The 24,206-nt window shown below is 31.1% G+C and carries 26 protein-coding genes; 13 read left to right on the top strand and 13 right to left on the bottom strand.

The features are described 5' to 3' along the window. The first annotated feature begins 8 nt into the window (after window positions 1-8). The 4 genes from JH146_RS05340 to mtrH are packed head-to-tail and all read left to right on the top strand — an operon-like array spanning window position 9 to window position 2,330. On the top strand, window positions 9-332 hold the full coding sequence (locus JH146_RS05340) for a tetrahydromethanopterin S-methyltransferase subunit B (RefSeq protein ID WP_048202033.1): 324 nt from the start codon (window positions 9-11) through the stop codon (window positions 330-332). A gap of 14 nt (window positions 333-346) precedes the next feature. Then, window positions 347-1,108 carry a tetrahydromethanopterin S-methyltransferase subunit A gene (gene mtrA, locus JH146_RS05335; protein ID WP_048202032.1) on the top strand — a complete coding sequence of 254 codons (762 nt, stop codon included), beginning with the start codon at window positions 347-349 and terminating at the stop codon, window positions 1,106-1,108. A 4-nt stretch (window positions 1,109-1,112) separates the two neighbouring features. Then, window positions 1,113-1,349 carry a tetrahydromethanopterin S-methyltransferase subunit MtrG gene (gene mtrG, locus JH146_RS05330; RefSeq protein ID WP_048202031.1) on the top strand — a complete coding sequence of 79 codons (237 nt, stop codon included), beginning with the start codon at window positions 1,113-1,115 and terminating at the stop codon, window positions 1,347-1,349. Between the two features lie 21 nt (window positions 1,350-1,370). Then, the gene (gene mtrH / locus JH146_RS05325) at window positions 1,371-2,330 is read left to right on the top strand and encodes a tetrahydromethanopterin S-methyltransferase subunit H (RefSeq protein WP_048202030.1); all 960 of its coding nucleotides are present in this window, start codon (window positions 1,371-1,373) and stop codon (window positions 2,328-2,330) included. 156 nt (window positions 2,331-2,486) lie between these two features. On the opposite strand, the gene JH146_RS05320 is transcribed toward mtrH, so the two are convergent. Continuing rightward, window positions 2,487-3,131: an IS6 family transposase gene (locus tag JH146_RS05320; protein ID WP_048201709.1), complete on the bottom strand. Its 645-nt coding sequence runs from the start codon at window positions 3,129-3,131 to the stop codon at window positions 2,487-2,489. Window positions 3,132-3,270: 139 nt separating this feature from the next. Between JH146_RS05320 and JH146_RS05315 the strand changes: the two genes are divergently transcribed. Together JH146_RS05315 and JH146_RS05310 are read left to right on the top strand one after the other, a co-directional pair. Further along, on the top strand, window positions 3,271-4,833 hold the full coding sequence (locus JH146_RS05315) for an FIST N-terminal domain-containing protein (protein ID WP_048202029.1): 1,563 nt from the start codon (window positions 3,271-3,273) through the stop codon (window positions 4,831-4,833). 19 nt (window positions 4,834-4,852) lie between these two features. Continuing rightward, window positions 4,853-5,557 (top strand): V4R domain-containing protein, encoded by a 705-nt coding sequence (locus JH146_RS05310; protein ID WP_048202028.1) that lies wholly within the window; start codon window positions 4,853-4,855, stop codon window positions 5,555-5,557. 21 nt (window positions 5,558-5,578) lie between these two features. Here JH146_RS05310 and JH146_RS05305 read toward each other — a convergent pair whose 3' ends face one another. The 8 genes from JH146_RS05305 to hdrC all read right to left on the bottom strand — a co-directional run bounded on the left by JH146_RS05305 (window position 5,579) and on the right by hdrC (window position 12,315). Further along, window positions 5,579-6,106, bottom strand: coding sequence for a DUF2096 domain-containing protein (locus tag JH146_RS05305; protein WP_048202027.1), 528 nt, complete (start codon window positions 6,104-6,106; stop codon window positions 5,579-5,581). Continuing rightward, window positions 6,103-6,408, bottom strand: coding sequence for a DUF749 domain-containing protein (locus JH146_RS05300; protein ID WP_081874475.1), 306 nt, complete (start codon window positions 6,406-6,408; stop codon window positions 6,103-6,105). Before JH146_RS05300 ends, JH146_RS05305 begins: the two co-directional genes overlap by 4 nt. 23 nt (window positions 6,409-6,431) lie before the next feature. Further along, window positions 6,432-6,917 carry a DUF2118 family protein gene (locus tag JH146_RS05295; RefSeq protein WP_048202026.1) on the bottom strand — a complete coding sequence of 162 codons (486 nt, stop codon included), beginning with the start codon at window positions 6,915-6,917 and terminating at the stop codon, window positions 6,432-6,434. A gap of 147 nt (window positions 6,918-7,064) precedes the next feature. Beyond that, complete coding sequence (locus JH146_RS05290) at window positions 7,065-8,021, bottom strand: polyprenyl synthetase family protein (protein ID WP_048202025.1); 957 nt, start codon at window positions 8,019-8,021, stop codon at window positions 7,065-7,067. 62 nt (window positions 8,022-8,083) lie between these two features. Continuing rightward, window positions 8,084-9,430 (bottom strand): RNase J family beta-CASP ribonuclease, encoded by a 1,347-nt coding sequence (locus tag JH146_RS05285; RefSeq protein WP_048202024.1) that lies wholly within the window; start codon window positions 9,428-9,430, stop codon window positions 8,084-8,086. 160 nt (window positions 9,431-9,590) lie between these two features. After that, entirely contained in the window at window positions 9,591-10,670 is a 1,080-nt protein-coding gene (gene fni / locus JH146_RS05280) for a type 2 isopentenyl-diphosphate Delta-isomerase (RefSeq protein ID WP_048202023.1), read from the bottom strand. A 164-nt stretch (window positions 10,671-10,834) separates the two neighbouring features. Then, window positions 10,835-11,722: a CoB--CoM heterodisulfide reductase subunit B gene (hdrB, locus tag JH146_RS05275; RefSeq protein ID WP_048202022.1), complete on the bottom strand. Its 888-nt coding sequence runs from the start codon at window positions 11,720-11,722 to the stop codon at window positions 10,835-10,837. A 32-nt stretch (window positions 11,723-11,754) separates the two neighbouring features. Beyond that, complete coding sequence (hdrC, locus tag JH146_RS05270) at window positions 11,755-12,315, bottom strand: CoB--CoM heterodisulfide reductase subunit C (protein WP_048202021.1); 561 nt, start codon at window positions 12,313-12,315, stop codon at window positions 11,755-11,757. 175 nt (window positions 12,316-12,490) lie between these two features. Here hdrC and JH146_RS05265 point away from each other — a divergent pair, with 175 nt between their 5' ends. Beyond that, entirely contained in the window at window positions 12,491-13,813 is a 1,323-nt protein-coding gene (locus tag JH146_RS05265) for a methyl-coenzyme M reductase glutamine C-methyltransferase (protein WP_048202020.1), read from the top strand. Between the two features lie 142 nt (window positions 13,814-13,955). Further along, window positions 13,956-14,345: an HIT family protein gene (locus JH146_RS05260; RefSeq protein WP_048202019.1), complete on the top strand. Its 390-nt coding sequence runs from the start codon at window positions 13,956-13,958 to the stop codon at window positions 14,343-14,345. On the opposite strand, the gene JH146_RS05255 is transcribed toward JH146_RS05260, so the two are convergent. Together JH146_RS05255 and JH146_RS05250 are read right to left on the bottom strand one after the other, a co-directional pair. After that, window positions 14,335-15,585, bottom strand: a complete 1,251-nt coding sequence (locus JH146_RS05255) for a tRNA (N(6)-L-threonylcarbamoyladenosine(37)-C(2))-methylthiotransferase (RefSeq protein WP_048202018.1) — start codon at window positions 15,583-15,585, stop codon at window positions 14,335-14,337. The genes JH146_RS05260 and JH146_RS05255 overlap by 11 nt on opposite strands. Before the next feature lie 230 nt (window positions 15,586-15,815). Beyond that, window positions 15,816-16,199: a CBS domain-containing protein gene (locus tag JH146_RS05250; protein ID WP_048202017.1), complete on the bottom strand. Its 384-nt coding sequence runs from the start codon at window positions 16,197-16,199 to the stop codon at window positions 15,816-15,818. A gap of 192 nt (window positions 16,200-16,391) precedes the next feature. On the opposite strand from JH146_RS05250, the gene radA reads away from it, so the two are divergent. Then, window positions 16,392-17,357, top strand: a complete 966-nt coding sequence (gene radA / locus JH146_RS05245; RefSeq protein ID WP_173400855.1) for a DNA repair and recombination protein RadA — start codon at window positions 16,392-16,394, stop codon at window positions 17,355-17,357. Between the two features lie 92 nt (window positions 17,358-17,449). Here radA and fsr read toward each other — a convergent pair whose 3' ends face one another. Further along, window positions 17,450-19,312 carry a coenzyme F420-dependent sulfite reductase gene (gene fsr / locus JH146_RS05240; RefSeq protein ID WP_048202015.1) on the bottom strand — a complete coding sequence of 621 codons (1,863 nt, stop codon included), beginning with the start codon at window positions 19,310-19,312 and terminating at the stop codon, window positions 17,450-17,452. A 361-nt stretch (window positions 19,313-19,673) separates the two neighbouring features. Here fsr and JH146_RS05235 point away from each other — a divergent pair, with 361 nt between their 5' ends. From JH146_RS05235 to JH146_RS05225, 3 genes are read left to right on the top strand one after another with little or no spacing between them, the layout of a single operon-like run. Next, a complete protein-coding gene (locus tag JH146_RS05235) occupies window positions 19,674-20,627 on the top strand; it encodes a nucleoside recognition domain-containing protein (protein WP_048202014.1) in 954 nt (317 codons plus the stop codon). Between the two features lie 35 nt (window positions 20,628-20,662). Then, window positions 20,663-21,502, top strand: coding sequence for a nitrogenase iron protein (gene nifH, locus JH146_RS05230; protein ID WP_048202013.1), 840 nt, complete (start codon window positions 20,663-20,665; stop codon window positions 21,500-21,502). A gap of 30 nt (window positions 21,503-21,532) precedes the next feature. After that, the gene (locus JH146_RS05225; RefSeq protein WP_048202634.1) at window positions 21,533-22,459 is read left to right on the top strand and encodes a nucleoside recognition domain-containing protein; all 927 of its coding nucleotides are present in this window, start codon (window positions 21,533-21,535) and stop codon (window positions 22,457-22,459) included. 8 nt (window positions 22,460-22,467) lie between these two features. Here JH146_RS05225 and argF read toward each other — a convergent pair whose 3' ends face one another. After that, on the bottom strand, window positions 22,468-23,382 hold the full coding sequence (gene argF / locus JH146_RS05220) for an ornithine carbamoyltransferase (protein WP_048202012.1): 915 nt from the start codon (window positions 23,380-23,382) through the stop codon (window positions 22,468-22,470). Between the two features lie 218 nt (window positions 23,383-23,600). On the opposite strand from argF, the gene JH146_RS05215 reads away from it, so the two are divergent. After that, on the top strand, window positions 23,601-24,191 hold the full coding sequence (locus JH146_RS05215) for a class I SAM-dependent methyltransferase (RefSeq protein WP_048202011.1): 591 nt from the start codon (window positions 23,601-23,603) through the stop codon (window positions 24,189-24,191). Window positions 24,192-24,206: the final 15 nt, after the last annotated feature.

Raw genomic sequence — 24,206 nt, 5'->3', positions numbered from 1 at the left:
GTGGAAAGATGGAAATTGTTAAGGTATGTCCTGAACTTGACATTGTTATGGAAGTTAATTCTGGTTTAGTAGCGGAGATGAGAAAAGATATCCTTGTAGTTGATTTAATTCATGTAGAAGAAAGAGTTCAGAAGTTGGAAAAATTGGTTACTGCATTAGAGAATTCATTAGACCCAAGATACTCACCATTAGTTTCATATCCAAATAGAGATGGAGTTTATGCAATATCTGGTTATTTCAAAGGAATATTCTTTGGATTTTGGATAACATTAGCAATAATGACACTTGCAATATTTACAATAATTAAATTATTCCCAGGTTTAATCCAATAAGGAGGTGCTAAAACATGGCTAACAAAAAATCCCCAGCACCAGGATGGCCAATCGTCTCTGGGGAGTATGTTGTCGGTAACCCAGAGAGCTGTGTTGGAGTAGTAACACTTGGTTCCCACGGTTTAGAGCAAGCTTGTATCGATGCTGGAGCTGCTATCGCTGGACCTTGCCACACAGAAAACTTAGGTATTGAAAAAGTCGTAGCAAACTACATATCAAACCCAAACATTAGATTCATGGTTCTTTGCGGTTCAGAAGTTCAGGGACACATAACAGGACAGTGTTTTAAAGCATTATGGGAAAACGGTATCGGAGACGATGGAGGAATTATCGGAGCGAAAGGAGCTATCCCATTCTTAGAAAACGTTGATAAAGAAGCTGTTGAAAGATTCAGAAGACAAATAGTTGAAGTCGTTGACTTAATCGATGTTGAAGACACTGGTAAAATAACACAAGCAATAAAAGAGTGTATAAGCAAAGACCCAGGAGCTATCGATGAAGACCCAATGGTTATTGATTTAGAAGGTGGTGGAGCAAAAGAAGGTGGGGAAGAAGAAGGTTTTGAAATTGAAGGAATTCCAAAAGTTGTTGAACCTGATTTAGAATACTGTGATAAAATATTAGATAAATTAGAGTATAAAGTTGGATTGATGACAAGAGATATTGGATTATCATCAGGGGTCTTTGCAAAATCAACACATGGAGTTATCATTGGTTCAGTTATGGCATTTGTGTTGGTAATTATTCCAGTTATATTAAAAATGTTGATAGGGTGATTGAATGAGCGAAATTCCCACTGTTGTTACTCCTACAAAGGATTTTAAAAGATTAATGGAAAAACTTGATGAACTTGAAGAAAAAGTAGAAAACACAAATGCTGAGATATTCCAAAGAGCAGGTAAAAAAGTTGGAAGAGATGTAGGAATTGCTTACGGTTTAATTATTGGAACTATAATATCAGTTGTATTGCCTAATTTGTTGAATATAATGCAATTAATAATGAAAATGTCACAATAATTATGATGGGGTGAGGAGAATATGTTTAAATTTGAAAAAGAACAGATGGTTGTAGAGATTGGAGGAAGAAAAATCGGAGGACAACCAGGAGAACACCCAACTGCTTTGGCAGGAACTATCTTCTATGCAAGACACAAGATTGTTGAAGACCCTAAGAAAGGTATATTTGATAAAGCAGCAGCAGAAGATTTAATCAATAAACAAGCAGAGATGGAGGATATTACAGGAAACCCTGCATTAGTTCAGGTATTTGGAGGAACACCTGAAGCATTGGTTAATTACATTGATTTCGTTGCTGAGATTTGGGATGGTCCAATGTTGCTTGACTCAACAGCAAAAGAAGCAAGAATGGCTGCTGCAAAGAGAGCTACTGAAGCAGGTTATGCTGACCAGTGTATTTACAACTCTATCAACGTTTCTATTGATGATGAAGAGTTCCAAAACTTAGTAGAAAGTGATTTAGAAGCATCAATCATCCTATGTTTCGACCCAATGGATTCAACTGTTGAAGGAAAAATTAATGTTCTCTTAAATGGTGGAAAAACAGCAGATAAGGGAATGTTAGAATTAGCTGAAAAGGCAGGAATTAAATACCCATTAATTGACGTTGCAGTTACACCATTAGGAAGTGGAGCAGGTAACGCGGTTAGAGCATCATTTGCTGTCAAAGCAAAATTAGGAATGCCTGTTGGAAGTGGTATTCACAACATTCCATCAGCATGGGACTGGTTAAGAACATTTAGAAAACAGTTAAGAGAGAGCGGTAAGGCACAGTTAGCTAAAGATGTCCACCACGTATGTGACATTGGAGCAAACTTAATCCAAGTTATGGCAGCAGGAGACTTTGTCCTTTACGGTCCAATTGACAACGCTCAGTTAGCATTCCCAGCGGTAGCTATGACAGATATGGTAATTGCAGAAGCAGCAAAAGATATGGGTATATCTCCAGTTGATTCACATCCACTTAACAAACTATTATAAAAAATTCTTAATTTATTCTTTTTTTATTTTAATGCATTCGAAGTTGATAACCTCATAATTAGAGTTTTCTTTCCTTCTTTATTAGTAGAAAATAGTTTTTCTATATTAGTTTTAAAATCTTTATAATTAAATAAAACGTCATCTAACCAGAGACTGTCAAGTTATCGATAGTATCCAGTTATAGAACATCATGAAGCTTTTTATCCAACTGATAACTGTATCGAACTTACTATTATTTGGGAATCTGTTGGAGAATGTTTTTGTTCTTCGTTTGAGTAGTGAGAAGAAGCTTTCTACATAATTTCTCAGTCCGAATCGGACTCTTTCAAATTTTAAGCCCAACTTCTGCAATGCCCACGGATACCATTTTCCACCATCGACTAAAATCTTGGGCTTATTCGAGCAAAATTTTAATATACTCCTAACGAATAATATAGTATCGAGGTAATTTCTTGTTTTTGATATATAAACTCCCAAGCATTCCTTCGATTCAACGTCAATAGCAGACCATACGTAAATATTCTTATCTCCGACCTTTAGTTTAGTCTCGTCGATTGCAATTAACCTTCTTACAGTCTTCTCAGGCTTGTTTAAAACCTCTTTAATCTTGTGATAATAAACTCTAACTGACTCGTGGCTTATACTTTCGAATTGGGAGAGAAATAAACTCGTCTTCCTCAACGATAACCCGAGGTAGTATAAAAGCCCTGCTAAGATTTTAACTTCTATCGACTTCCTATTCCTCTTAAAAAGCTTCTTCTCTTCGATTCTCTCCTTTATTACATCTATTGCGAGCTTCATATTTACTATTTTTTATCGACATATTGATAAAAATTTAACCTGACAGTCTCTATTTTAATTTAAGAAAAATTTATATATAATTTACAACAAATAAAATAAATTATTGAAAAAACTTTTTGTGATTTTTAGGTGTGTCTATATGCAACTACATAAATTATACATTCACAAAAAGATAAAAAATCCTTACGAGGATGGGTTGGAAATTGGGGTAGAGATTAAAAGAAAAATAGGTAGGCCATCTCTAATAATATTTATTACATCGGTATTTGATGAAGAGAAATTAAAAATGGTCTTTGAAGGAATAAAAGAATATGTTTCCTTAGATGGACTTATTGGATGTTCTACGGGAGGGACATTTGTAGGAAATAAATATATAAAAAATGATGGTGTTTTAATTTTAGCTTTTGATAGATATTATAAATATGCAACTACTTATAAAAAAATAGAAAAGGGTGCAGAAGAAACAGGAAAGATAGTTGCAACAGATATTAAAAATACACTTAGAGAAAAATATATGTATTCATTAGATGTAGAAGATAAGTTTCTTGGATTTATATTTTTTGATTGGAATGCAAATCATGAACAAGAGATATTGGATGTTTTAGGGAAAGAGCTTGGCTTTCCAATTGTTGGAGGAACTGCGGGAGATGACGGTTCATTTGATAAAATTTTTTTGATATATAAAGGAAATATTGTTAGAGATGGCTGTGTTTTTGGAGTTATTGGTGGAAAATTAAAATTTGATTTAATTTATGGGCATGGATATGAGCCAACAAATATATATGCAAGAGTTACTAAGGCAAAGGGGAGAGTAGTTTATGAATTAGATGGAAAACCTGCTTATCAAAGATACTTAGAGATGATATCCGAATATACAAAATTACCAACAAAAGTTATTGAAAAATACCTAAGAATTAACAAAAAGGAAAGATTAAAATATATAAACTTTTATCTTATTCATCCATTAGGTTTTATTGATATAAATGGAAATGCTATAACTACATTCTTAGAAGATGTTGATGGGAATAGATTAATATTTAGAAGAAAAATTGCAGAAGGGTCGTTTTTAATATTGATGAGAACTGATTTAGAGAGGCAAGTTAAAGCACTTTCTGATAAGATAAGGATTATTGAAAAAGATTATAAAAATCCACTTATTTTTATAAACGAATGTTATGGAATTGAAATTCTTAAAAATCCATTATATAGAAAATTTGAGGAAAATCCCCTTCCATATTTCTTGGAGTTTTATAATGATATCAAAAAAATTGATAAATATGTTATTGGAGATAATTGTATTGGCTGGCTATCTTATGGAGAAACAATATCTAAGGATATAATGAGATTTCACAACAATCTATCATTTACTGGGGTTGTGTTTGGGTTAGAAGATATATGTGTAAATTGGAAAGAATCTCTAAAAAACTTTAATTTTACTGATGAAGAAATTGAAGTTATAGTTAATTTAATCTATGATGAGTTGAATATAAAAGAGTTATCAGAAGTAACAAAAATACCTATAGAAAAGCTTAGGGATATATTAAAGAATTTAGAAAAGAGGGGAATAGTAGGGTATATTGACATAACAGGAAAATACTATATAGATAACTTAAAAGAAGTATTGAAAAAGATTGATGAGGAACTTGATTTTGAATATAAAATTAAAAAAGCAGGAAGAGAGAGGGTATTAAAAATTTTATAAATAAGGAAGAGTGATTTGAATGACTAACGCGATGAAGATTATTGAAATGCTGAGAATTATTGATAATAGAGCGAAATTTATGGGTATTAAATTAACTATGATGAAAAACTTATTAGAAAAATATAAAGACAATAAAGAATTGTTAAAAGAAGTTTTAAAATTAACAGAAGGAACACGGCTCCATGAATTAATATTAGAAGCATATCCTCCTTTAGAAGAGTTAGAAAAAGAACTTAGAGAAGAAGAGTATAAGATTAAAATCGCTTCCGAAGAAGGGGGAGGGGAAGTTGAAGGAGAAAAAGAAAAAAGAGAATTTTGTGCTTTTGATGGTCCAGTATCTCTTATTGCATATACAAAAGAATATTTAAGGAAATACTATTTAGGAAATAATGTAACAAGAATTTTTTATGATATTGGTAAAGATTATGCAATTAAATTAGGAATTAATAATTACGAGGATATGATTAATTTTATGAAAGAAGAGTTTGGAGAAACAAGTATTGAAAAATCTGAACCTTTGACAATTATTGTTAGGAATAATAAAGAATGTAAAAATTGTAGAGCATCAGAACCGGTTTGTTATTTAACAGCAGGATTTATAGCAGGATGTTTAGAAAATATGGTGGATAGAAAATATATTGTGGATGTTGTAGAAAAAAAATGTCAAGCTGTTGGCGACCCATATTGTTTGTTCATTACAAGAAAATCAATAAGGTTAGATTAAATTTTTAAAGAAAAATAATATTTAATCTTCTTTACACATAATTGCAAAGTCCTTTAAAGCTTTTTTTACTCTGTCTATGTTACCTTCAATAATTACCTTATCTCTTTCATCACTATATTCAAATATAACCCCATGCCACTCCCCTAAGTCACTTAGCCTTTCAATCTGCATTTCTTTCTGCAACTTCACTCTTATAGATTCAACTTTTCCTCTTTTTCTAACCTCTTTATTGTAGTTGCTTTTACTTAATGGAAATTTGACGTCAAGTTCTCCTCTAACTGCCTTTATCATCTTATTTAGGTATTTTTCAGTTAATTCAGTATCACACAAACTAAATAATTGAGATTGAACATAATTCAGTTCTCTTTCAACATTTGATAGTATATTTATAGAGGTATGTGGGTCTAAAATGTAATAAGAAAGGAGAGTATTAGCTAATCTAAGCTTTTCAAAAACAATTTCAGGAACTTTAATTCCTCTATTAACCAATTCAGCTGATAACTCAGACAATACAACCCACTGCTTATCTAAGTTTCTCGCATCCCTCATTTCTTTAACCTCTCAATGTATCTTTTTAGAACTTGCTCACTATCGTAATTAAGTCTTACATTCATCTTCTTAAACTCTTCCTTCAATTTTTCTATATCCGTATCTTTATCTATAAAAAATACCTGATAACTTGTTGTTGAATTTATATTAAAGATAGCCACTTTGTCATCATCTTTTAACTCTCTTTTATCAATAGCTGCTCTAACTCTAACAAAGTTTTCCATTTCACTATTTAATGCTTCTTTAACAGTTAATATTGAGATTAGGGTAGCAACAAACTCCATTTTGTCATTATTATTCATAATATCCCTCAAATTAATATAAATTACTCTTCCTCAAATTTAATTTCTTCTTCCGGTAATATATAAAATACATAGTTTTCTCTCTTTGCTGGAACTTCTTTTAAGAATAACACAATCCCATTAACTGGAGTATTAACAAACCTTATATCTCCTTTTCTACTTTGCAAAGCAGCTATTCTATGCCCTTCCAAAATTCTGCAACCAAAATCTACAATTGGGTAAACTTTGTAACCTTCAGCAGGGATTTCTAATAATCTTGTTCCTTTTTTGATGTAGTTTATCTGCTTAACCCCTCCAACTTCATACTCTATAACCATATCTCTCGTTACTTGTCCCATTAATACATAGTTATCAAAATCATCGTATATAACTTGATATAAAACCTTTCCATCTCCTTTGTATTCTTCATCTCTATCTAAGAATCTTATAACTTTTCCATCATTTTCAATAACTACCTTTCTACCTTCATGTTTATCTGCATTTTCAACATATAGTTTAGGGATTCTCATATTATCACCCAACCTTTTAGTAAAAGCTTGACTAAAACAGGGTGCATTTACTTCCTAACGGAAGTAAATGCCTCTTAGATTACAGTGGGGCTGAACGTAGTGAAGCCCCGCTCTGGGTATCCCAATAGGTGGTTTTCCCCTTGGAGCTTAATAAACTCTACTTATTATAAAGTCAGCTAAATTTTCTAAAACTTTTCTTCTGTTTTTATCAAATATCTTTAAATAATTCTTAGCTTCTTCAGTTTTTTGTTTCATAAGTTCTTTGGCATATTCAATTGATGGCTTTAATATCTCAATAGCCTCTTTAATCTCTTCATCTCCAATATCTTTATTTCCTAAAATTTCCAATAATCTTTTCTTTTTCTCTTCATCTAATGTTTTCAAAGCATGGATAACAATTATAGTTTTCTTCCCCTCCCTTATATCACTTCCAACTGGCTTACCCAACTTTTTCTGGTCTCCAATTAAATCTAAGACATCATCCTGTATTTGGAAAGTTAATCCAATCCTTTTTGCATATTCTTTCAATGCCTCTCTTTCTTCTTCATTACATTCTGCCATAACTGCTCCAATCTCTATAGAAGCTTCTAATAAAGCTCCTGTCTTTTTTCTAATCATCTCTAAGTATTCTTCCATTGTGGGATAGTAGTTTTCAAACTCCATATCCATTGCCTGTCCTTCACAAACCTCAACACAAGCCTTTGATAGGATTTTTAAAACTTCATGAGCTTTTTTATTATCTTTTATTCTTGAAACAGCTTCAAAAGCTTTAGCATATAATAAATCTCCAGCTAATATAGCCATCGGCTCTCCAAAAACAACGTGAACTGTTGGCTTTCCTCTTCTTTCATCATCGTTATCCATAATGTCATCGTGTATTAAGGTGTAATTGTGGATGAGTTCAACAGCTGCAGCAGCTGGAAGAACTTCTTCAATGTCATCCTTCTTTAACATATAGGTTACAACAGTTAAATATGGTCTAATCCTTTTCCCTCCAGCAAATAAGAGGTGTTTTGATGCATTATATAACTTATTATTATCTATATCTACATAAGTTTTCAATTCTTCATCAATTTTTTGTAATATATTTTTATCAAAGAGCATAATTTCACCCCTCATCTTAGATTATTAATTAATTGTTAAAGAAAAAATTAAGTTAAATTTGGTTAAATAATTCTCTCAAAGCTTAGGCATTGTCCATTTCTTAATAAATGGACGTCTTCTCCTAATCTATAACCTTCTTCTTCAGCTAATTTTGTATATTCAGCAGTTAAATTGAAATCTCCATGTGAAGGAATTATATGCTCTGGATTTAACCACCTCAACATATCTCTATGGTCTTCTTTTGCAGCATGTCCTGAAACATGAGCTCCTTTAAATATTCTAACTCCCAATAGTTTTAATCTTGATTCTAACATGTATCTTTGAGCAGCATTCATCGGGTTTGGAATTGGGTCTGCCGAGAACACAACACAATCATATTTGTCAAACTTGTAAGGTGTTTTGTTGGTAGCCATTCTTGATAACACTGCCCCTTCCTCTCCTTGGTGCCCTGTAGCTATTATTAAATATTTCTCTTTACCTTCTTTAACTATATTCTTTAAAGCCATCTCTATTGAACTTGGGTCTCCATAAATCCTTAAATCTTCAGGGAATTTAACTAAACCAATATCTTGGGCTATTCCACAGTATCTCATCATACTTCTTCCTAATAAAACAGGGGTTCTATCCATTTTTTCGGCTATGTCTGTAATTGATTTTATCCTTGCAATATGGGAAGAGAATGTTGTTACAATAATACCATTTTTATCATTGTCAGCGGCTAATAAATCATTTTTTAATAAACCAGAAGCAATAATCTCTGGCGGTGTTTTACCTTCATGGTTTATTCTTGTGGTTTCTGAGATAAAGCATAAAACTCCATTCTTACCAACTTTTTTTATTGCCCTATAATCTGGTCTTTCACCAACAACTGGGAAGTTATCAAATTTGAAGTCATTACCATAAACTATTGCTCCATAAGGTGTATGCAAAACAGGCAAAACAGCATCTGGGATACTGTGGGTTATTCTAATAAACTCTAATGTTATGTTTGGGGTTAAATCAATAGATTCTCCAGCATTTAAAACAATTAAAGGGTTTCTAACATCAAATTTTTTCTCACTTAAAATTTCTCTTTTAACTAACTCAATTGTATATGGTGTTCCAATTATTGGGGCGTTGTATCTGTGAGCTAATTTAGGAACAGCTCCAATATGGTCTAAATGGCCGTGAGATAAAACAATAGCTTTAACTTCTCCTTCAATATTTTTCATAACTGTATCGTTTGGAATTATTCCCTTTTCAATTAACTCTAAGCTATGAAGTTTTGATATGTCAGTATCTTCATGAATTAAAACCCTATCCAGTCTAACCCCCATATCTAATATTATAATTTCTCCATCTACATTAACAGCCGTCATATTCCTTCCAACTTCTTCATAACCACCAATTGCAATAATTTCCAATTTCACACTCTCACATCCTTATAATTTTTATTTTAATTTCATAGCTTCTCTAATTTTTTATTTGTGTCTGTAAATATTTTAATTGTTTTAAATAAATTTAATTTACAGACTAACATCTAAGATAAAATAAAAACCATAATGGAATAACAGTATTAACAATACCTCTTTATTTTAATCTTTGTGAAATCCATTCTTTTAAAGTTCCTTTAACTATATATTGGGTTTTTTTAAGTTCTTTAATATTTTTAGCCCCAACTAAAAACATTGCAATTTTTAACTCTTTTATATAGTTCTCTAAAACTTTAACAACCTCTTCCCAGCCCTTTAAACTTGCTTTTAATATAGGCAGAGCAACGGCACAACAATCACAGCCAATTGCTATACACTTGGCTATATCTAAACCTCCTCTTATTCCTCCAGAACCAATAACTATGCCATCATAAACACTTTTTACTTCAAATATTGACGCAGCAGTAGGGATTCCCCAATTGGCAAATCTTTCAGCTAAATTTTTAATGTTTTCATCTTTAACTCTATAAATCTCAACCTTTGCCCATGAAGTACCTCCACTTCCTTGAACATCTATTGCATCAAACCCAATATCTTTTAAAATTAATGCATCTTCCTTTGAAAAACCCTCTCCTACTTGTTTGGCAATAAATGGAATATTTTTATAGCTTTTTTTGTAATTTGAAATAACTTCCTTAAGTTTATCTAAGTTTTTAAAGTTTAAATCACCTTCTGGCTGTATAACTTCTTGTAATGGATTGAAATGTATAGCCATAGCATCAGCATCTACCATCTCAACTGCCTTATCAATTATCTCTTCATCCCAATCATCAACAATGAAATTAACAGCTCCTAAATTACCTATAACTAAATTGTTTGTATAATCCCTAACAACGCTGTATGTTTCTATCAAATCTTCATTAACAATAGCAGCTCTTTGAGAACCAACACCCATTCCTAAGCCGAGTTCTTCAACTGCCTTGGCAATATTTTTATTTATTTCCTTTGCCTTACTATGCCCCCCAGTCATACCAGAAATAATAATTGGGGCAGATAATTTTTTTCCAAACAATTCTATTTCTGTTTCTATATCATTAAAATTAATTCCGCAAGTTCCTTTATGTATTAGTTCAATATCCTCTAATAATGTTGTTTTTTCATATTCAACATCACAGTAACTACATAAAAATATATGTTCTAACTTCCTAACTTCTATCTCATTTCTATTATTAACCATAATTTCACCAAATTACTATATAAATATTTACTCTTCTGTAAAAATTTTTAATTACAAATTGAAAATAGACATTTAAAAAAGTTAGTATTGACTTTATTAAAAATCTAAAAAAAGAGATAAAATAAAAAAATGCAAATAAAAAAGATTGTATTTAATCTAATGGTTTATTCTATTCCTAATTTCTTTAAAACTGGGTCAACTGGAATGGCATGGACACTAACAGCTAACTCTTCTGGTTTCATTCCAAATGCTAAACCTAACAACTGGCTTAAGTGTAAGACTGGTAAGTTGTATTCTTCACCAAACTTCTCTTTTATCTCTACTTGCCCTCTATCAAACTGTAAGTGACAGAATGGACAGACATTAACTATACAATCTGCATTTACTTCCAACATGTTTCTTATTTTTTCTCTTGTCATATCTAATGCAGTTTGTAAGAATCTTGCTCTAACCCCTCCTCCAGCTCCACAGCACATTAAGTAATCTTTATATTTAACTGGCTTAGCTCCTGTTGCAGCAACAATATCCTCTAATAATGTTGGTCTTTCTGGTGAATCTAAGTGCTTAACATCACTTGGCTTTAAGAAGTGACATCCGTAGTGAATAGCGACATTTAAATTATTTAAAGGTTTTACAACTTTCTCTTTTATCTTCTCAGTACCAATCTCTTTATAGATTAATTCAGCAAAGTGTAAAACTTTGACAGTTCCTTTGTATTGCTTACCAATTTTGTCTAATTTTTCATTTACAAAGTCCAATGCCTCTTTGTTTTCATGTAATATGTGAGCCGCTTCATATAAAGAACCGTAACAACCGTTACATACAGTTACAATATCTAAACCCATCTCTTCAGCAATGCATAAGTTTCTTGCAGCTAAAGTTAACCATGTTTTTTGGTCAAAAGAACCAAAGACTCCAGGAGCAGGACAGCATGATGCTCCAGGCATGTATTCTAACTCAACTCCTAACTCTTCCATAACCTTTTTTGTAGCCTTCTCAACTCCAGGATATCTGTGTGGCATGATACATCCTAAGAAAAATGCATATTTCATCTTATCACCAAAATTTTATTATTTTATTTATTTTATTCCTTTAAATCCATCTTTTCCCAGTCAAATCCAATTAACTCATCAAACTCTAACTCTTTAATTAATGTTCTAACTTCTTCTAAGTCTTTCTCACTGAATTGAGCTGTTGGTGATTTTGCAGGTAATCCGAGTTTTCCTCTCAATTCAACAACCTGTTTGTTTGCAGGAACTGCATGTCCAAATCTTAAAACATAAGAAGCTGTTTTTCTGTGTGCTAAAGCCATGTTTCCTTTTTGAGCAGCAATATTTCTTAATGTTTTTATGATTTCTGTAATTTTAACATCTCTTGGACATCTTTCGTAGCATGTGTAGCAGGTTGTACAATACCAAATATCATCAGTATCTAAAACATCGTCTAAACCTAATAAAACCTTTCTTAAAACTTTTCTTGTTCTGTAAGCTGTTCTTCTTCCACTTGGGCAACTACCAGTGCAAGTTCCACATTGGTAGCATGCTTTAATTGATTTTACAACATCCTCTCCTAAAACTAACTTTCCTGCTTCAATAACTTCATTTACAAAGTTTTTATTTACTTCATCCAACTTTATTACTGCCATAATATCACCTCACATTATGGTTAGGGATGATTATATATATAGTTAGAAACTTCGAATGTTAGTATTAGACACTTGTAAAATACCTTACTATAAATAAACTTTTAAAATAAAAGAGAAATAAAAAATTATGAGATTTATTTTATTTATTCTTTTGAATAAAATTAAAGGGGATTGGATGAGAATTACAATTTACAGTCCAGATGTTTATACCTATGGCTCTATGCTTATTGGCGGGATTTTAAAAAATAAAGGATACAATGTTCATTTAGTTAGAAAAATAGATAAAATACTATTTTTAAAGTCAGATGTTGTTATATTTAGCTTATATTCAACATTACATATATTAGATAAAAGCATTAGAGAAACAATAGATTTTATAAAAAAAGTAAGAAAAAATAAAACTAAAGTTTATGTTGCTGGCTGTATTTCAGCTTATCCAGAGATTATTTTAAATGAGCTAAATGTAGATGGGGTTATAGTTGGGGAAGGGGAAATAACAATACCAAAAATTATTGAAGGGGATAAGGAGGGCTTAGCTTATAGAGAAGGGGATGAGATAGTAATAAATTACCCGAAAGAAAAGCCAGATTTAAATCATCCTCTTCCACTAATACCAAAAGATATAGGGCAACAATCAGTTAGGGGGGCTAATGTTTATATTGAAACACATAGAGGTTGCTTAGGCAATTGCACTTTTTGCCAAGTTCCAAAGTTTTTTGGAAAAAGTATTAGGAGTAGAGAGGTTGAAGATGTTGTTGAGGAAGTTAAAGCATTCAAAAGAGCTGGGGCTAAAAGAATAGCAATAAGTGGAGGGACTGGAAGTTTATACGCTTTTAAAAAATCAGTAAATAGAAATAAGTTTTTTGAGCTTTTGGAAAAGATATCTGAGATTGTTGGGAAAAATAATTTATCAGTTCCAGATATGAGGGTTGATTATGTTGATGAAGACATATTAGAGGCTATAAAAAACTACACTATTGGATGGGTGTTTTATGGAATAGAAAGTGGAAGTAATAAAATTCTGAGATATATGAAAAAAGGAACCAATAGGGAAAAAAATTTAGATGCAATAAAATTAGCAAAGGATTGTGGGGTTAAAGTAGCAGGAAGTTTTATAGTTGCATATCCAACAGAAACAGAGATTGATTACATATTAACTAAAGATTTTATTGTAGATGCTGAATTAGATGATATTTTTGTTTCAATTGCTGAACCAATTCCAACAACTGAGCTATGTGATTTAGTTTTAAGCATTCCGAAGGAAGAAAATTTGTTATATAAAGCTCATGAAGGTGAATATAAAAAACTTGGATTGAGTGAGGCAGAGGCAAGATGTTTTGATTTGTTAATTCACTCTGAAATGTGGAAATCCATGCCGAGACCATTAACCTCTCAATTATATAATTTATATTTAAATGAAGCAAAGATGCAGGGAAAAGATATAAGAGCTATAACGGATTTACTGTTTAAGTATAGGGGTGTGTTGATTAAAAGGTAAAAAATTTTACACCTCTCTGCCGTAGGCAGAGGTGTTAGTGGGTATACCAATAGGGCGATAGCCCTATGGAAGGGTTATAATTGAATTATTATTTAAGTATAAGGACGTGTTAATCAAAAAGTAGCAACAAATGGGTGGGAAAATGTGCATATTCTGCAAAATAGTTAATGGCGAGATTCCAGCAAAGATTGTTTATGAAGATGAGCATGTTTTAGCTTTCTTAGATATAAATCCAAGAAATAAGGGGCATACTTTAGTTATTCCAAAAAAGCATTATGAGAAGTTTGATGAAATGCCAGATGATGAACTCTGCAATTTTATAAAAGGGGTTAAAAAAACAGTTGAGATATTAAAAAAACTTGGATTTGATGGATATAATATAGTTAATAACAACGGTAGAGTAGCTGGGCAGGAAGTTAATCATGTTCATTTCCATATAATTCCAAGATATGAAGGAGATGGAGATGTTGTTAAATTTGGTGAAATTAAAAAAGTTGATTTAGATGAAGTTTTAAAGGAGATTAAGGAATAAGCTCCCCTTTCAATCCAAATGTCTTAGCATCTGTAATTTTTACTTTTCTAAACTCTCCAATCTCTCCTCCTTCAAACTTAACAACTTTGAAATTGTCAGTATATCCTTTTCCTTTATCTAAAACTAAAACTCTCATAGTTTTTCCAACATACTTTTTATTGTTTAAATAGCTCAATTCCCTTCTTAATTTATCTAATATTTCACTTCTTCTTTTCCTAATTTTTGTATCTATCTGCTTCATTTTTGCAGCTTCTGTTCCTTTCCTTTGAGAATATTTAGCCCCATGGATGTAATCTGGTTTCAACTCCTTCAAAATCTCTAAGGTATTTTGAAACTGCTCCTCTGTTTCTCCAGGGAATCCAACAATTATATCTGTTGTAAAACATAGATTTTTAACTTTTCTTCTAAATTCATTCACGATTTCTTTAAATTCATCCACTGTATAGCCTCTCTTCATTTTCTTTAAAATCTCATCATCTCCACTTTGTAATGGTAAATGTAAAAACTTTCCAACTTTTTCGTTTTTGTAGACTTCTATAAGCTCATCCAATATTGGCTGAACATTTTTAGCATGCATCATTCCAACTCTCATTATAAATTCTCCTTCTATTTGGGATAAATCATTTAATAAATTAGCTAAGTTATCTCCAACGTCAAAACCATAACATGCAGTGTCTTGGGCGGTTATAAATAAGCATTTAGCTCCTTTATCTATCAACTCTTTGGCTTTATTGACAATTTTTTCTCTTGGATAAGATATTAAATTTCCTCTCGCTATTTTCACTATACAATAACTGCAATCTCCTAAACAGCCTTCACATATTGGTAATGGAGTAATTAATGATGGTTTTAAGTAATCTAATTTTTTATAAAGAGTTTTATTAATATCTTCTTCAGTATATGGTGTTCTTTTATTTTTTTGAATATAGGAGGTTAATATCTCACCAGCTCTATGAGCTTCTCTTGGATATATGTGTAAAAATCCATTAACTTTATTCTTTAAAGCTTTTGGCAAGCATCCAGCAACAACAACTTCTTTTCCTAAATTTTTAAGCTCGTTTATTCTGTAAATCATCCTATTTTCTGTTTCTAATCTAACAATACATGTGTTTATTATTACAATATCTGCCTCGTTTAAATTATCAACTAATTCAAAACCATGTTCTTTTAAAGAATTCTTTATAATTTCAGTGTCGGCAGTGTTTAATACGCAACCATAACCTTCAACGTAAACCCTCATGTTTCCACCACCATGTTTTTCTAATAGGACTTTCGCAGTTTATATATTCTATATAGGAATTTTGATGCCAAAGGCATCAATATTCAATAGAAGACTTATTCCTGCGAAAGTCCTATTCTAATATGTTAATTGTATAATCATATATTTAAATGTTTAGGTTATCTATTGTTATAATTTTTAATAAGATTTAGAAAAATAAAATAGCATATTGCATAATTAAGTTTATAAGTTTATTCAATCAAATCAGAAAATAGCTTTATAATATCTTTTGAGCTTATAACCCCAACAATTTTATCTTCACATGGTGATTTAACATATAGGTGGTGTATGCTTTTTTCAGACATAATCTCAATAGCTTTTTCTAACGGTGCTTCAGGACTTACGGTTATTGGATTTACTGTCATTATTTCCTCTGCTGTTTTGTCTAATTCGTGATAGTGTTTTAATATATCTGTGTCAGTTATGATTCCCCAAAATCTTTCTCCATCGGAAACTACAACAGATGATATATCATATTTTGCCATTGTTTTAATAACATCACTTAACTTTGTATCTAAAGATACTTCAACAACCCCCTTTTTCATTACATCTCTAACTAAATACTTAGATATCATATTTACACCTCCCACAATTATAGTTATTTTTTAAGGTTTTTATCCTTTTTTAATTACAACAACAAAAATTTTTATATAGTTAAATATAATAATTAATCTATGGCAACGTTCATATAGCTCCTCAACAATATCATTCTATTACCATTCAATTTATCCACATATTAACAATTATAAATTTATGCTCATGGTGATATAATGGATGACCTAACTCAACTACCTGGTGTAGGTCCTTCAACTGCAGAGAAGTTAAAAGAAGCCGGTTACACTGACTTTATGAAAATTGCAACTGCAACAATTGGTGAGCTAACAGAGATAGATGGAATTAGTGAGAAAGCTGCCGCTAAAATTATAGAAGCTGCGAGAGAACTATGCAATTTAGGATTTAAAAGTGGAAGTGAAGTCTTATCACAAAGAAAAAATATATGGAAGCTCTCAACTGGAAGCAAAAACTTAGATGAGATTTTAGGAGGAGGTCTGGAAAGTCAGTCAATTACTGAATTTGCCGGAATGTTTGGTTCAGGTAAAACTCAGATAGCTCATCAGGCATGTGTTAATTTACAATGCCCAGAGAGAATAATTGCTGATGATGCTATAAAGGAAGAAATTTTAAATGAACCAAAGGCAGTTTATATTGACACAGAAGGGACATTTAGGCCAGAAAGAATTATCCAAATGGCAGAAGCATTAGGTTTAGATGGAAAAGAAGTTTTAAACAACATTTTAGTTGCAAGAGCTTATAACTCAGATATGCAGATGCTTTATGCTGAGAACGTTGAGAATTTGATAAGAGAAGGGCATAACATAAAGTTAATTGTAGTAGATTCATTAACATCAACATTTAGAACTGAGTATGTTGGTAGGGGTAAATTAGCAGAGAGGCAGCAAAAGTTAGGTAGGCACATGGCTACTCTCAACAAATTAGCTGATTTATACAACTGTGTTGTTATAGTAACAAACCAAGTAGCTGCAAGACCAGATGCCTTATTTGGAGCTTCAGAACAGGCAATAGGTGGGCATATAGTTGGACACGCTGCAACATTTAGAATATTTTTAAGAAAGGCAAAAGGAGATAAAAGAGTAGCTAAGCTATATGATTCTCCACACTTACCAGATGCTGAGGCAATGTTTAGAATAACTGAAAAGGGTATTCACGATTAATTAAATCTTTTCTTTTTTATTTTTTATATAAAACAATCTAAAGATTTAAATTTAAAAAATAAAAAATAAAATAAAAAATCTAAAAAGTTAATTTAGGCAGATTCTTTTTTCATCAATTCTACAACTTCTTTTAAGAAGTTTTCTTGACCAATTCTCTTCATAACTGCAGCTAATCTTTCTCTCTGTGGTTTCTTAGCGTATTTGTCATAAACAACTAATACCTTATCTATTAAGTTAAGTACTTCATCAACACTGTTCATCTTCATGCTAATTCCTTCAACAACCTCTCTTCCAGTCTTACCACCAACATAGACCATAAATCCTTCTTCTTTAACAACTCTTGCCTCGTTTGGACATGCTTTAATACACTTACCACATCCAATACATACATTGTAGTTGGTGTATGATGTTTCTCCTCTTACATCAATTGCTTCAACCTTACAAACCTCGGCACATCTTCCACAACCGTTACATTTTTCCTCATCAACAGCAGGGAATTTAATTCCTGCAATACCTATATCATGTACTTGTGGCCTAACACACTTGTTTGGACATCCACTAATTGCAATCTTGAATTTGTATGGAGCTGGTCTTTCTTTGAAGTTATCTTCAATGATTTTACAGAACTCTGTTGTATCTATCAATCCACTACTACAGTTTCCAGCTCCAGGACATGCTAATGTTGCCCTAACTAATGGCCCTTCTGAACCAGTTATTAATCCTTTTTCATTTAACTCTAAGACTATATCTTCAACATCAAATCCACTAATGCCATGGAGCTCATAAGCACCTCTATCAGTTATCTTTATCTTAGCATTGTATTTTTCAGCAATATCTAAGATTTCTTTTATTTCTTCAACAGTGTACCATCCAGCAGGTTTTGCTCTAATTCTTATGAAGTAAGTTCCATCTGCCCTCTTACCAACTCCACCATAATCAGCAGTCCAGTAGAATGAAACATATTCATTATTTTCTTTTCTTCTCTCAACTTCTTTTTTGAATCTCTTTAATTTCATCTGTCTTAACTTCTCAATTGCTTCTAAATCAACTCCTTCTTTTAATTCAACAGCATTCTTAATTTCTTCCCCTTTTTCAGTTCTTATTATGACTGTTGAATAGCCATCAGGACTTCCAACACATCCAACTGAAACATCCGCCATGCTTGCATCAAAGTCCCTACACATCTTACATCCTGGGCAGATTTCAAACTCTTTTAAGTCAATTTCTTTCTTCTCTCCATTTATATAGACGAGAAGTTTCCCTTTCTTAATGTCGAATTTTTCAACTTTTTCAATGTCTATTCCATGCTTTGCTAAAACTTCCTTCATGTTGTCGTATCTAAATTTCTCAGTACAGAATAAACCAATTAAGTATTCAATTTTTGGTAATTTAGCTGGTTTTCCATTCTTACCAAGTTCTCCATCGTGCTTTGCTAAGTATGGGAAGTACTGCAGTTTTCTTAAACCATTAATTTGGCATGGTAATCCAACGACTGCAACTTTCTCTAATCCCATTTCTCCAGCTTTTCTTAATGCATCTAATGTTGATATTGCATATTTTGATTTTGCAGCTTTTAATAAATCTTCTGCATTTTGGACAACTAATGAAACTGGTTTCCAGCATTCATCTCCAACAACTATAGCCCCATCAATTTTTCCATTTTCTAATAAGTATTTTAGGAATGCAGTTACAACTCCTCCATCTTGCCCTTCAATATCACTTTTTCCATAATAGTAGAGTTCTTTGAACTTTTCTCTTATTTTTATTTGGTATTTTCCTGATGATACTCTTGGACAAACATCATAACACATTCCATGACCTTTTCTTAAACACTCATCTATTAACTTTGGTCTCTCATCAAAAGTTAATATATTATTAGGACATACTATAGTACAGGTTCCACATCTTGCACATACCCCACTATCGACTATTTGATTTAACTTCCACTCGTACATTTTTTCACCTGGAATGTGTGATTGTATCACTCACACTTTAATGCTATTTAACCTAACTATATATAAAACTTACTAATGTGTGCATGAATTACGCACACATTGGTTTATCAAAAAATAACATTCTATATTTTTAATAATTTTACTATAAAACAATATTGGTTTTTTAATAATAGTTTTAGCAAACATTTTTGTAATTTTTCAGATTTTTTCATCTTTTTATTTGATTTTTATTATTTTGGATTTTAAATTTTTTAGATAATTTTATTTGGTTATATGTTGCTTTTCTACCAAAAAAGGTATGAGAAGTTTTTAATACTGTTGTTTTGTTATATGTTACAATTGCATACACTTAGTAATATAGGTGATTATTGTGGATTATATTGCTTTATTAATAGAGAGCATTAAAATCTCAGCATATTACACAATAAAAGTATCTATTATTGTTTTAACAACAGTGTTTATTGTAAATTATATTATGAACACTGGAATTATGAAAAAATTTAGCGATTTATTATCCCCAATTTTAAAAAGATTAAAAATAAATCCTCTCTCAATATCATCAATTTTGGCATGCTTTTTTAGCCCAACTGTAGGATATTCAATTTTAGCAGAAGGTTTGAAAGAGAATAAGATAAATGAAAAAGAGATTATAGGAACTTCTTTAGCGAATTCATTTCCTTCTGTCTTATCCCACACATTTACTTTTTTTGTTCCAGTGGTTATTCCGATTTTAGGATATACGGGAATTTTGTTTGTTTTGATAAGATTAAGTGTAGCTTTAGCAAAAACAATAATTGGATTTATCTATCTATCAATTGTGTCAAAAGATTATTCTTTTGAAATTCCAAATATAAATAAAATGGATAAAAAAGAGAATGTAAAGAAATCATTTAAAAGAACAATTAAATTTGCTAAAAGATTGGTACCAATATTGTTCTTTATGATGACTTTAGTAATTTATCTATCTAAAGTTGGATTTTTTGATTATGTTGAGAGATTTGTTCAACCAATAACAAACTTATTAAATTTAAACCCCAATGTTGGAATTTTAGCATTGACAGAAATTATAAACGTTCAAGCAGCTATAGTTATGGCTGGTGGATTTTTAAATGAAAATATCTTAACACCAAAAGAAGTTTTAATTGGGTTAATTATTGGAAATGTCTTAACTTTTTCAACAAGATATGCTAAGCATTCTCTACCTTTGCATGTTTCTCTATTTGGGGCTAAATTAGGAACTAAAATAGTTATGATTAATGCAATCATTACCTTAATATTGGATATCTTTATAATAGTTGGATTATTATTAATTTAATATGCCGTAATAATTATAAATATTGGTGAATTTTTATGAGAAAATTTTGTGTCTATGGGAAGGGAGGAATTGGAAAATCTACAACAGTAAGTAATATAGCAGCAGCTTTAGCAGAAGATGGTAAAAAAGTTTTGGTTATTGGTTGTGACCCAAAGGCAGATACAACAAGAAATTTAGTTGGAAGAAAAATTCCTACTGTTTTAGATATTTTTAGAAAAAAGGGAGCAGAAAATATGGAATTGGAGGATATAGTTTTTGAAGGTTTTGGGGGAGTTTATTGTGTTGAATCTGGAGGACCTGAGCCGGGAGTTGGATGTGCTGGGAGAGGAGTGATAACAGCAGTTGATATGCTAAATAGATTAGGAGCTTTTGAAACATTAAAGCCAGATGTAGTTATTTATGATATTTTGGGAGATGTTGTGTGTGGAGGATTTGCAATGCCTTTACAAAAACACTTAGCCGATGATGTTTATATTGTAACAACCTGCGACCCAATGGCAATTTATGCGGCAAATAATATATGTAAGGGGATAAAGAGATACGCAAGTAGAGGAAAAATTGCATTGGGAGGAATTATTTACAATGGTAGGAGTGTTGTAAATGCCCCAGAAATTGTTGAGGATTTTGCTAAAAAAATTGGAACTCAAGTTATTGGAAAAATACCAATGAGTAATCTTATAACAAAAGCAGAAATTTACAAAAAGACAGTTATTGAGTATGCTCCAGATAGTGAAATTACAAATACATTTAGAGAGATTGCAAAGGCAATTTATGAAAATAAAAATAGGGTTATTCCAAATCCATTATCAGAGGAGGAGTTGGATAAAATTACTGAAAAGATTGATGTCCTTTTAAAAGAGAATGTTAAAGGATAATTTTTTGTTTTTTGTGATAGTATGTATATTATGTATATCTTGTCATATCTAACTAAAATAATACTTCTTTCATCTATTGGAATTACTATTGCAAGTATTATAGAAGAGACTAATCTAATAAGCAAAATTAAAAAAATAACAAAGCCAATTTGTTTAATCTCTAACCTTCCAGAAGAGTGTGTAGTGTCTTTATTAGGAAATTTTATAAATCCAACAGTTGGAAAGTCAATGTTAGCCGGTTTTTATAAAGAAAATAAGGTTAATGAAAAAGAAGTTATAATAACAACTATAATTAGCCCTTTACCCACAATTTTAGGGGAAAGTGTTTTTAGAGTTCAATTGCCATTGGCTGTTGTTATCCTTGGTTATAAATTGGGAATTATTTATGTTTTTTTAAATATTCTCTCTGGATTTTTGCAGGCATTGATTGGAATTTTATATGCAAATATATTTTTTGAGAGAAAACAGATAAAAATAGGCAATAATAGCGATGAAAAAATTGTATTTAATAGAGAGGTTATAATTAAAGGTTTTAAAAAATCTTTGAAAATTTTAAAAAAAGTTATTCCAATGATTGTGATATTTACTTTTTTAATAAACTTCTTGATAAAACTTGGTTTAATGGATGTTGTTAAAGGACTATTTAGCCCAATATTTAGAATTCTTGATTTGCCGGGGGAAGCTATAGCTGTATTGGTTGCAAATCTTGCCCATTTCTCTGCTGGATATGCCACAGTTGATATTTTAATAAAAAATGGTGTTTTAAATGAGAAACAGGCATTAATAATATTATTAATTGGAAATATTATTGGAGTGACGATGATTTATTTAAAGCATTCTATTGGAACCTATGTATCTTTATTTGGAAGATTTGGTTTGAAATTGGCAGTAATAAATTATATGGTAAGTGTTATGGTAAAGATATTGTTAATTTTGTTGGTAATTCTTATATTCTAAATTCAAAATTATTGTTCAAATATAAACTTAAACACTCCCTTCTGAACGTGCAATCTGTTCTCTGCCTCATCATAAACAACTGAATGCTCCCCATCAATAACATCATCAGTTATCTCTAATCCTCTATTTGCTGGAAGGCAATGCATAACAATTACATCATCTTTAGCATATTCTAAGAGTTTGTTATTGATTTGGAATGGTGGGAAGATTTTTAAAACTTCTTCTTTATCTTTCTCATCACCCATACTAACCCATACATCAGTATATAATATATCAGCATCTTCAGCTGCTTCTATTGGATTGTTTGTTAATGTTAAAGAACCTTCTCCATACTCTTCAATGATTTCCTTAGCTTTTAATACTGTTTTAGCATTTGGCTCGTAACCTTTTGGTGTAGCAACAACCATATCCATTCCTACTAAAGCAGAACCTAAAATTAAAGAATTACAGACGTTGTTTCCATCACCTAAATAAGCTATTTTTAATCCATTAAATTTACCTTTATATTCTTTTATTGTCATTAAATCAGCCAATATTTGGCAAGGATGGGCTAAGTCGCTCAACGCATTTATAACAGGAACTGTTGAATACTTAGCCATTTCTTCCAAATGTCTGTGTTTATAAACTCTTGCTACTATAGCATCTACATACCTACTCATAACCTTTGCAGTATCTTTTATAGACTCTTTCTTTCCTAAGTGTATCTCATTCTGGTTCATTATTAATGGATGTCCCCCTAATTCATATACTGCAATATCAAAACTCATTCTCGTTCTTGTTGAGGGCTTTTCAAATATTATCGCCACACTCTTTCCATCTAATACTTTTTCATGTTTTCTTCTATTTTTTTTGAAGTATATTCCATATTCAATGATTTTTAGCACATCTTCTCTACTTAACACATCCAAATCCAAGAGATGCATTTTATCACCTTAAAAGGCATAAGATTATTATAGTTTTTTGCAAAAGTTATTAAAATTTATTTGGAAGATTTGAACGCCTTCCCAAAGGAAGGCGTTCATCTATACCTTATGTATTTCAAAATGTTTTGCAAAAAACTATAAGCATAGATGCCAACTAATTTTTATAATTAAGTGTATTATTTTAATTTAAACTTAGTTATAAACATTTTGGTGATAAAATGCACTATTTCTCTGAAAAGCCAACAGCCAAATCAGATATAAAAATTGTTGAGGATATTTTAAGAGGAAAAAAATTAAAATTTAAAACAGATGCTGGTGTTTTTTCTTATGGAAAGGTTGATAAAGGAACTAAGATTTTAGTTGAAAATGTAGTTGTTGATAAAGATGATGATATTTTAGATTTAGGTTGTGGTTATGGAGTTATTGGAATAGCTTTAGCTGATGAAGTTAAATCAGTTACAATGGCTGATATAAATAGAAGAGCTATAAAATTAGCTAAAGAGAACATAAAACTAAATAATTTAGAAAATTATGATATTAGAGTAGTTCATAGTGATTTATATGAAAATGTTAAGGATAAAAAGTATGATAAAATTATAACAAACCCACCAATAAGAGCTGGAAAGGAAGTTTTACATAAAATTATTGAGGAAGGTAAAGAGATTTTAAAAGAAGGAGGAGAGATTTGGGTGGTTATTCAAACAAAGCAAGGGGCTAAGTCATTAGCTAAATATATGGAAGAAGTTTTTGGAAATGTTGAGACGGTTACAATAAAAGGTGGATATAGAGTTTTAAGAAGCAAGAAATAGGATAGTTTTGGTGAT

This window comes from Methanocaldococcus bathoardescens (genome assembly GCF_000739065.1).
In the GTDB taxonomy this organism is placed as follows: Archaea; AGJL01; Methanococci; order Methanococcales; family Methanocaldococcaceae; genus Methanocaldococcus; species Methanocaldococcus bathoardescens.
Note: the sequence above shows the minus strand (reverse complement) of the source record. Positions and strands in the feature narration are given on the sequence as shown.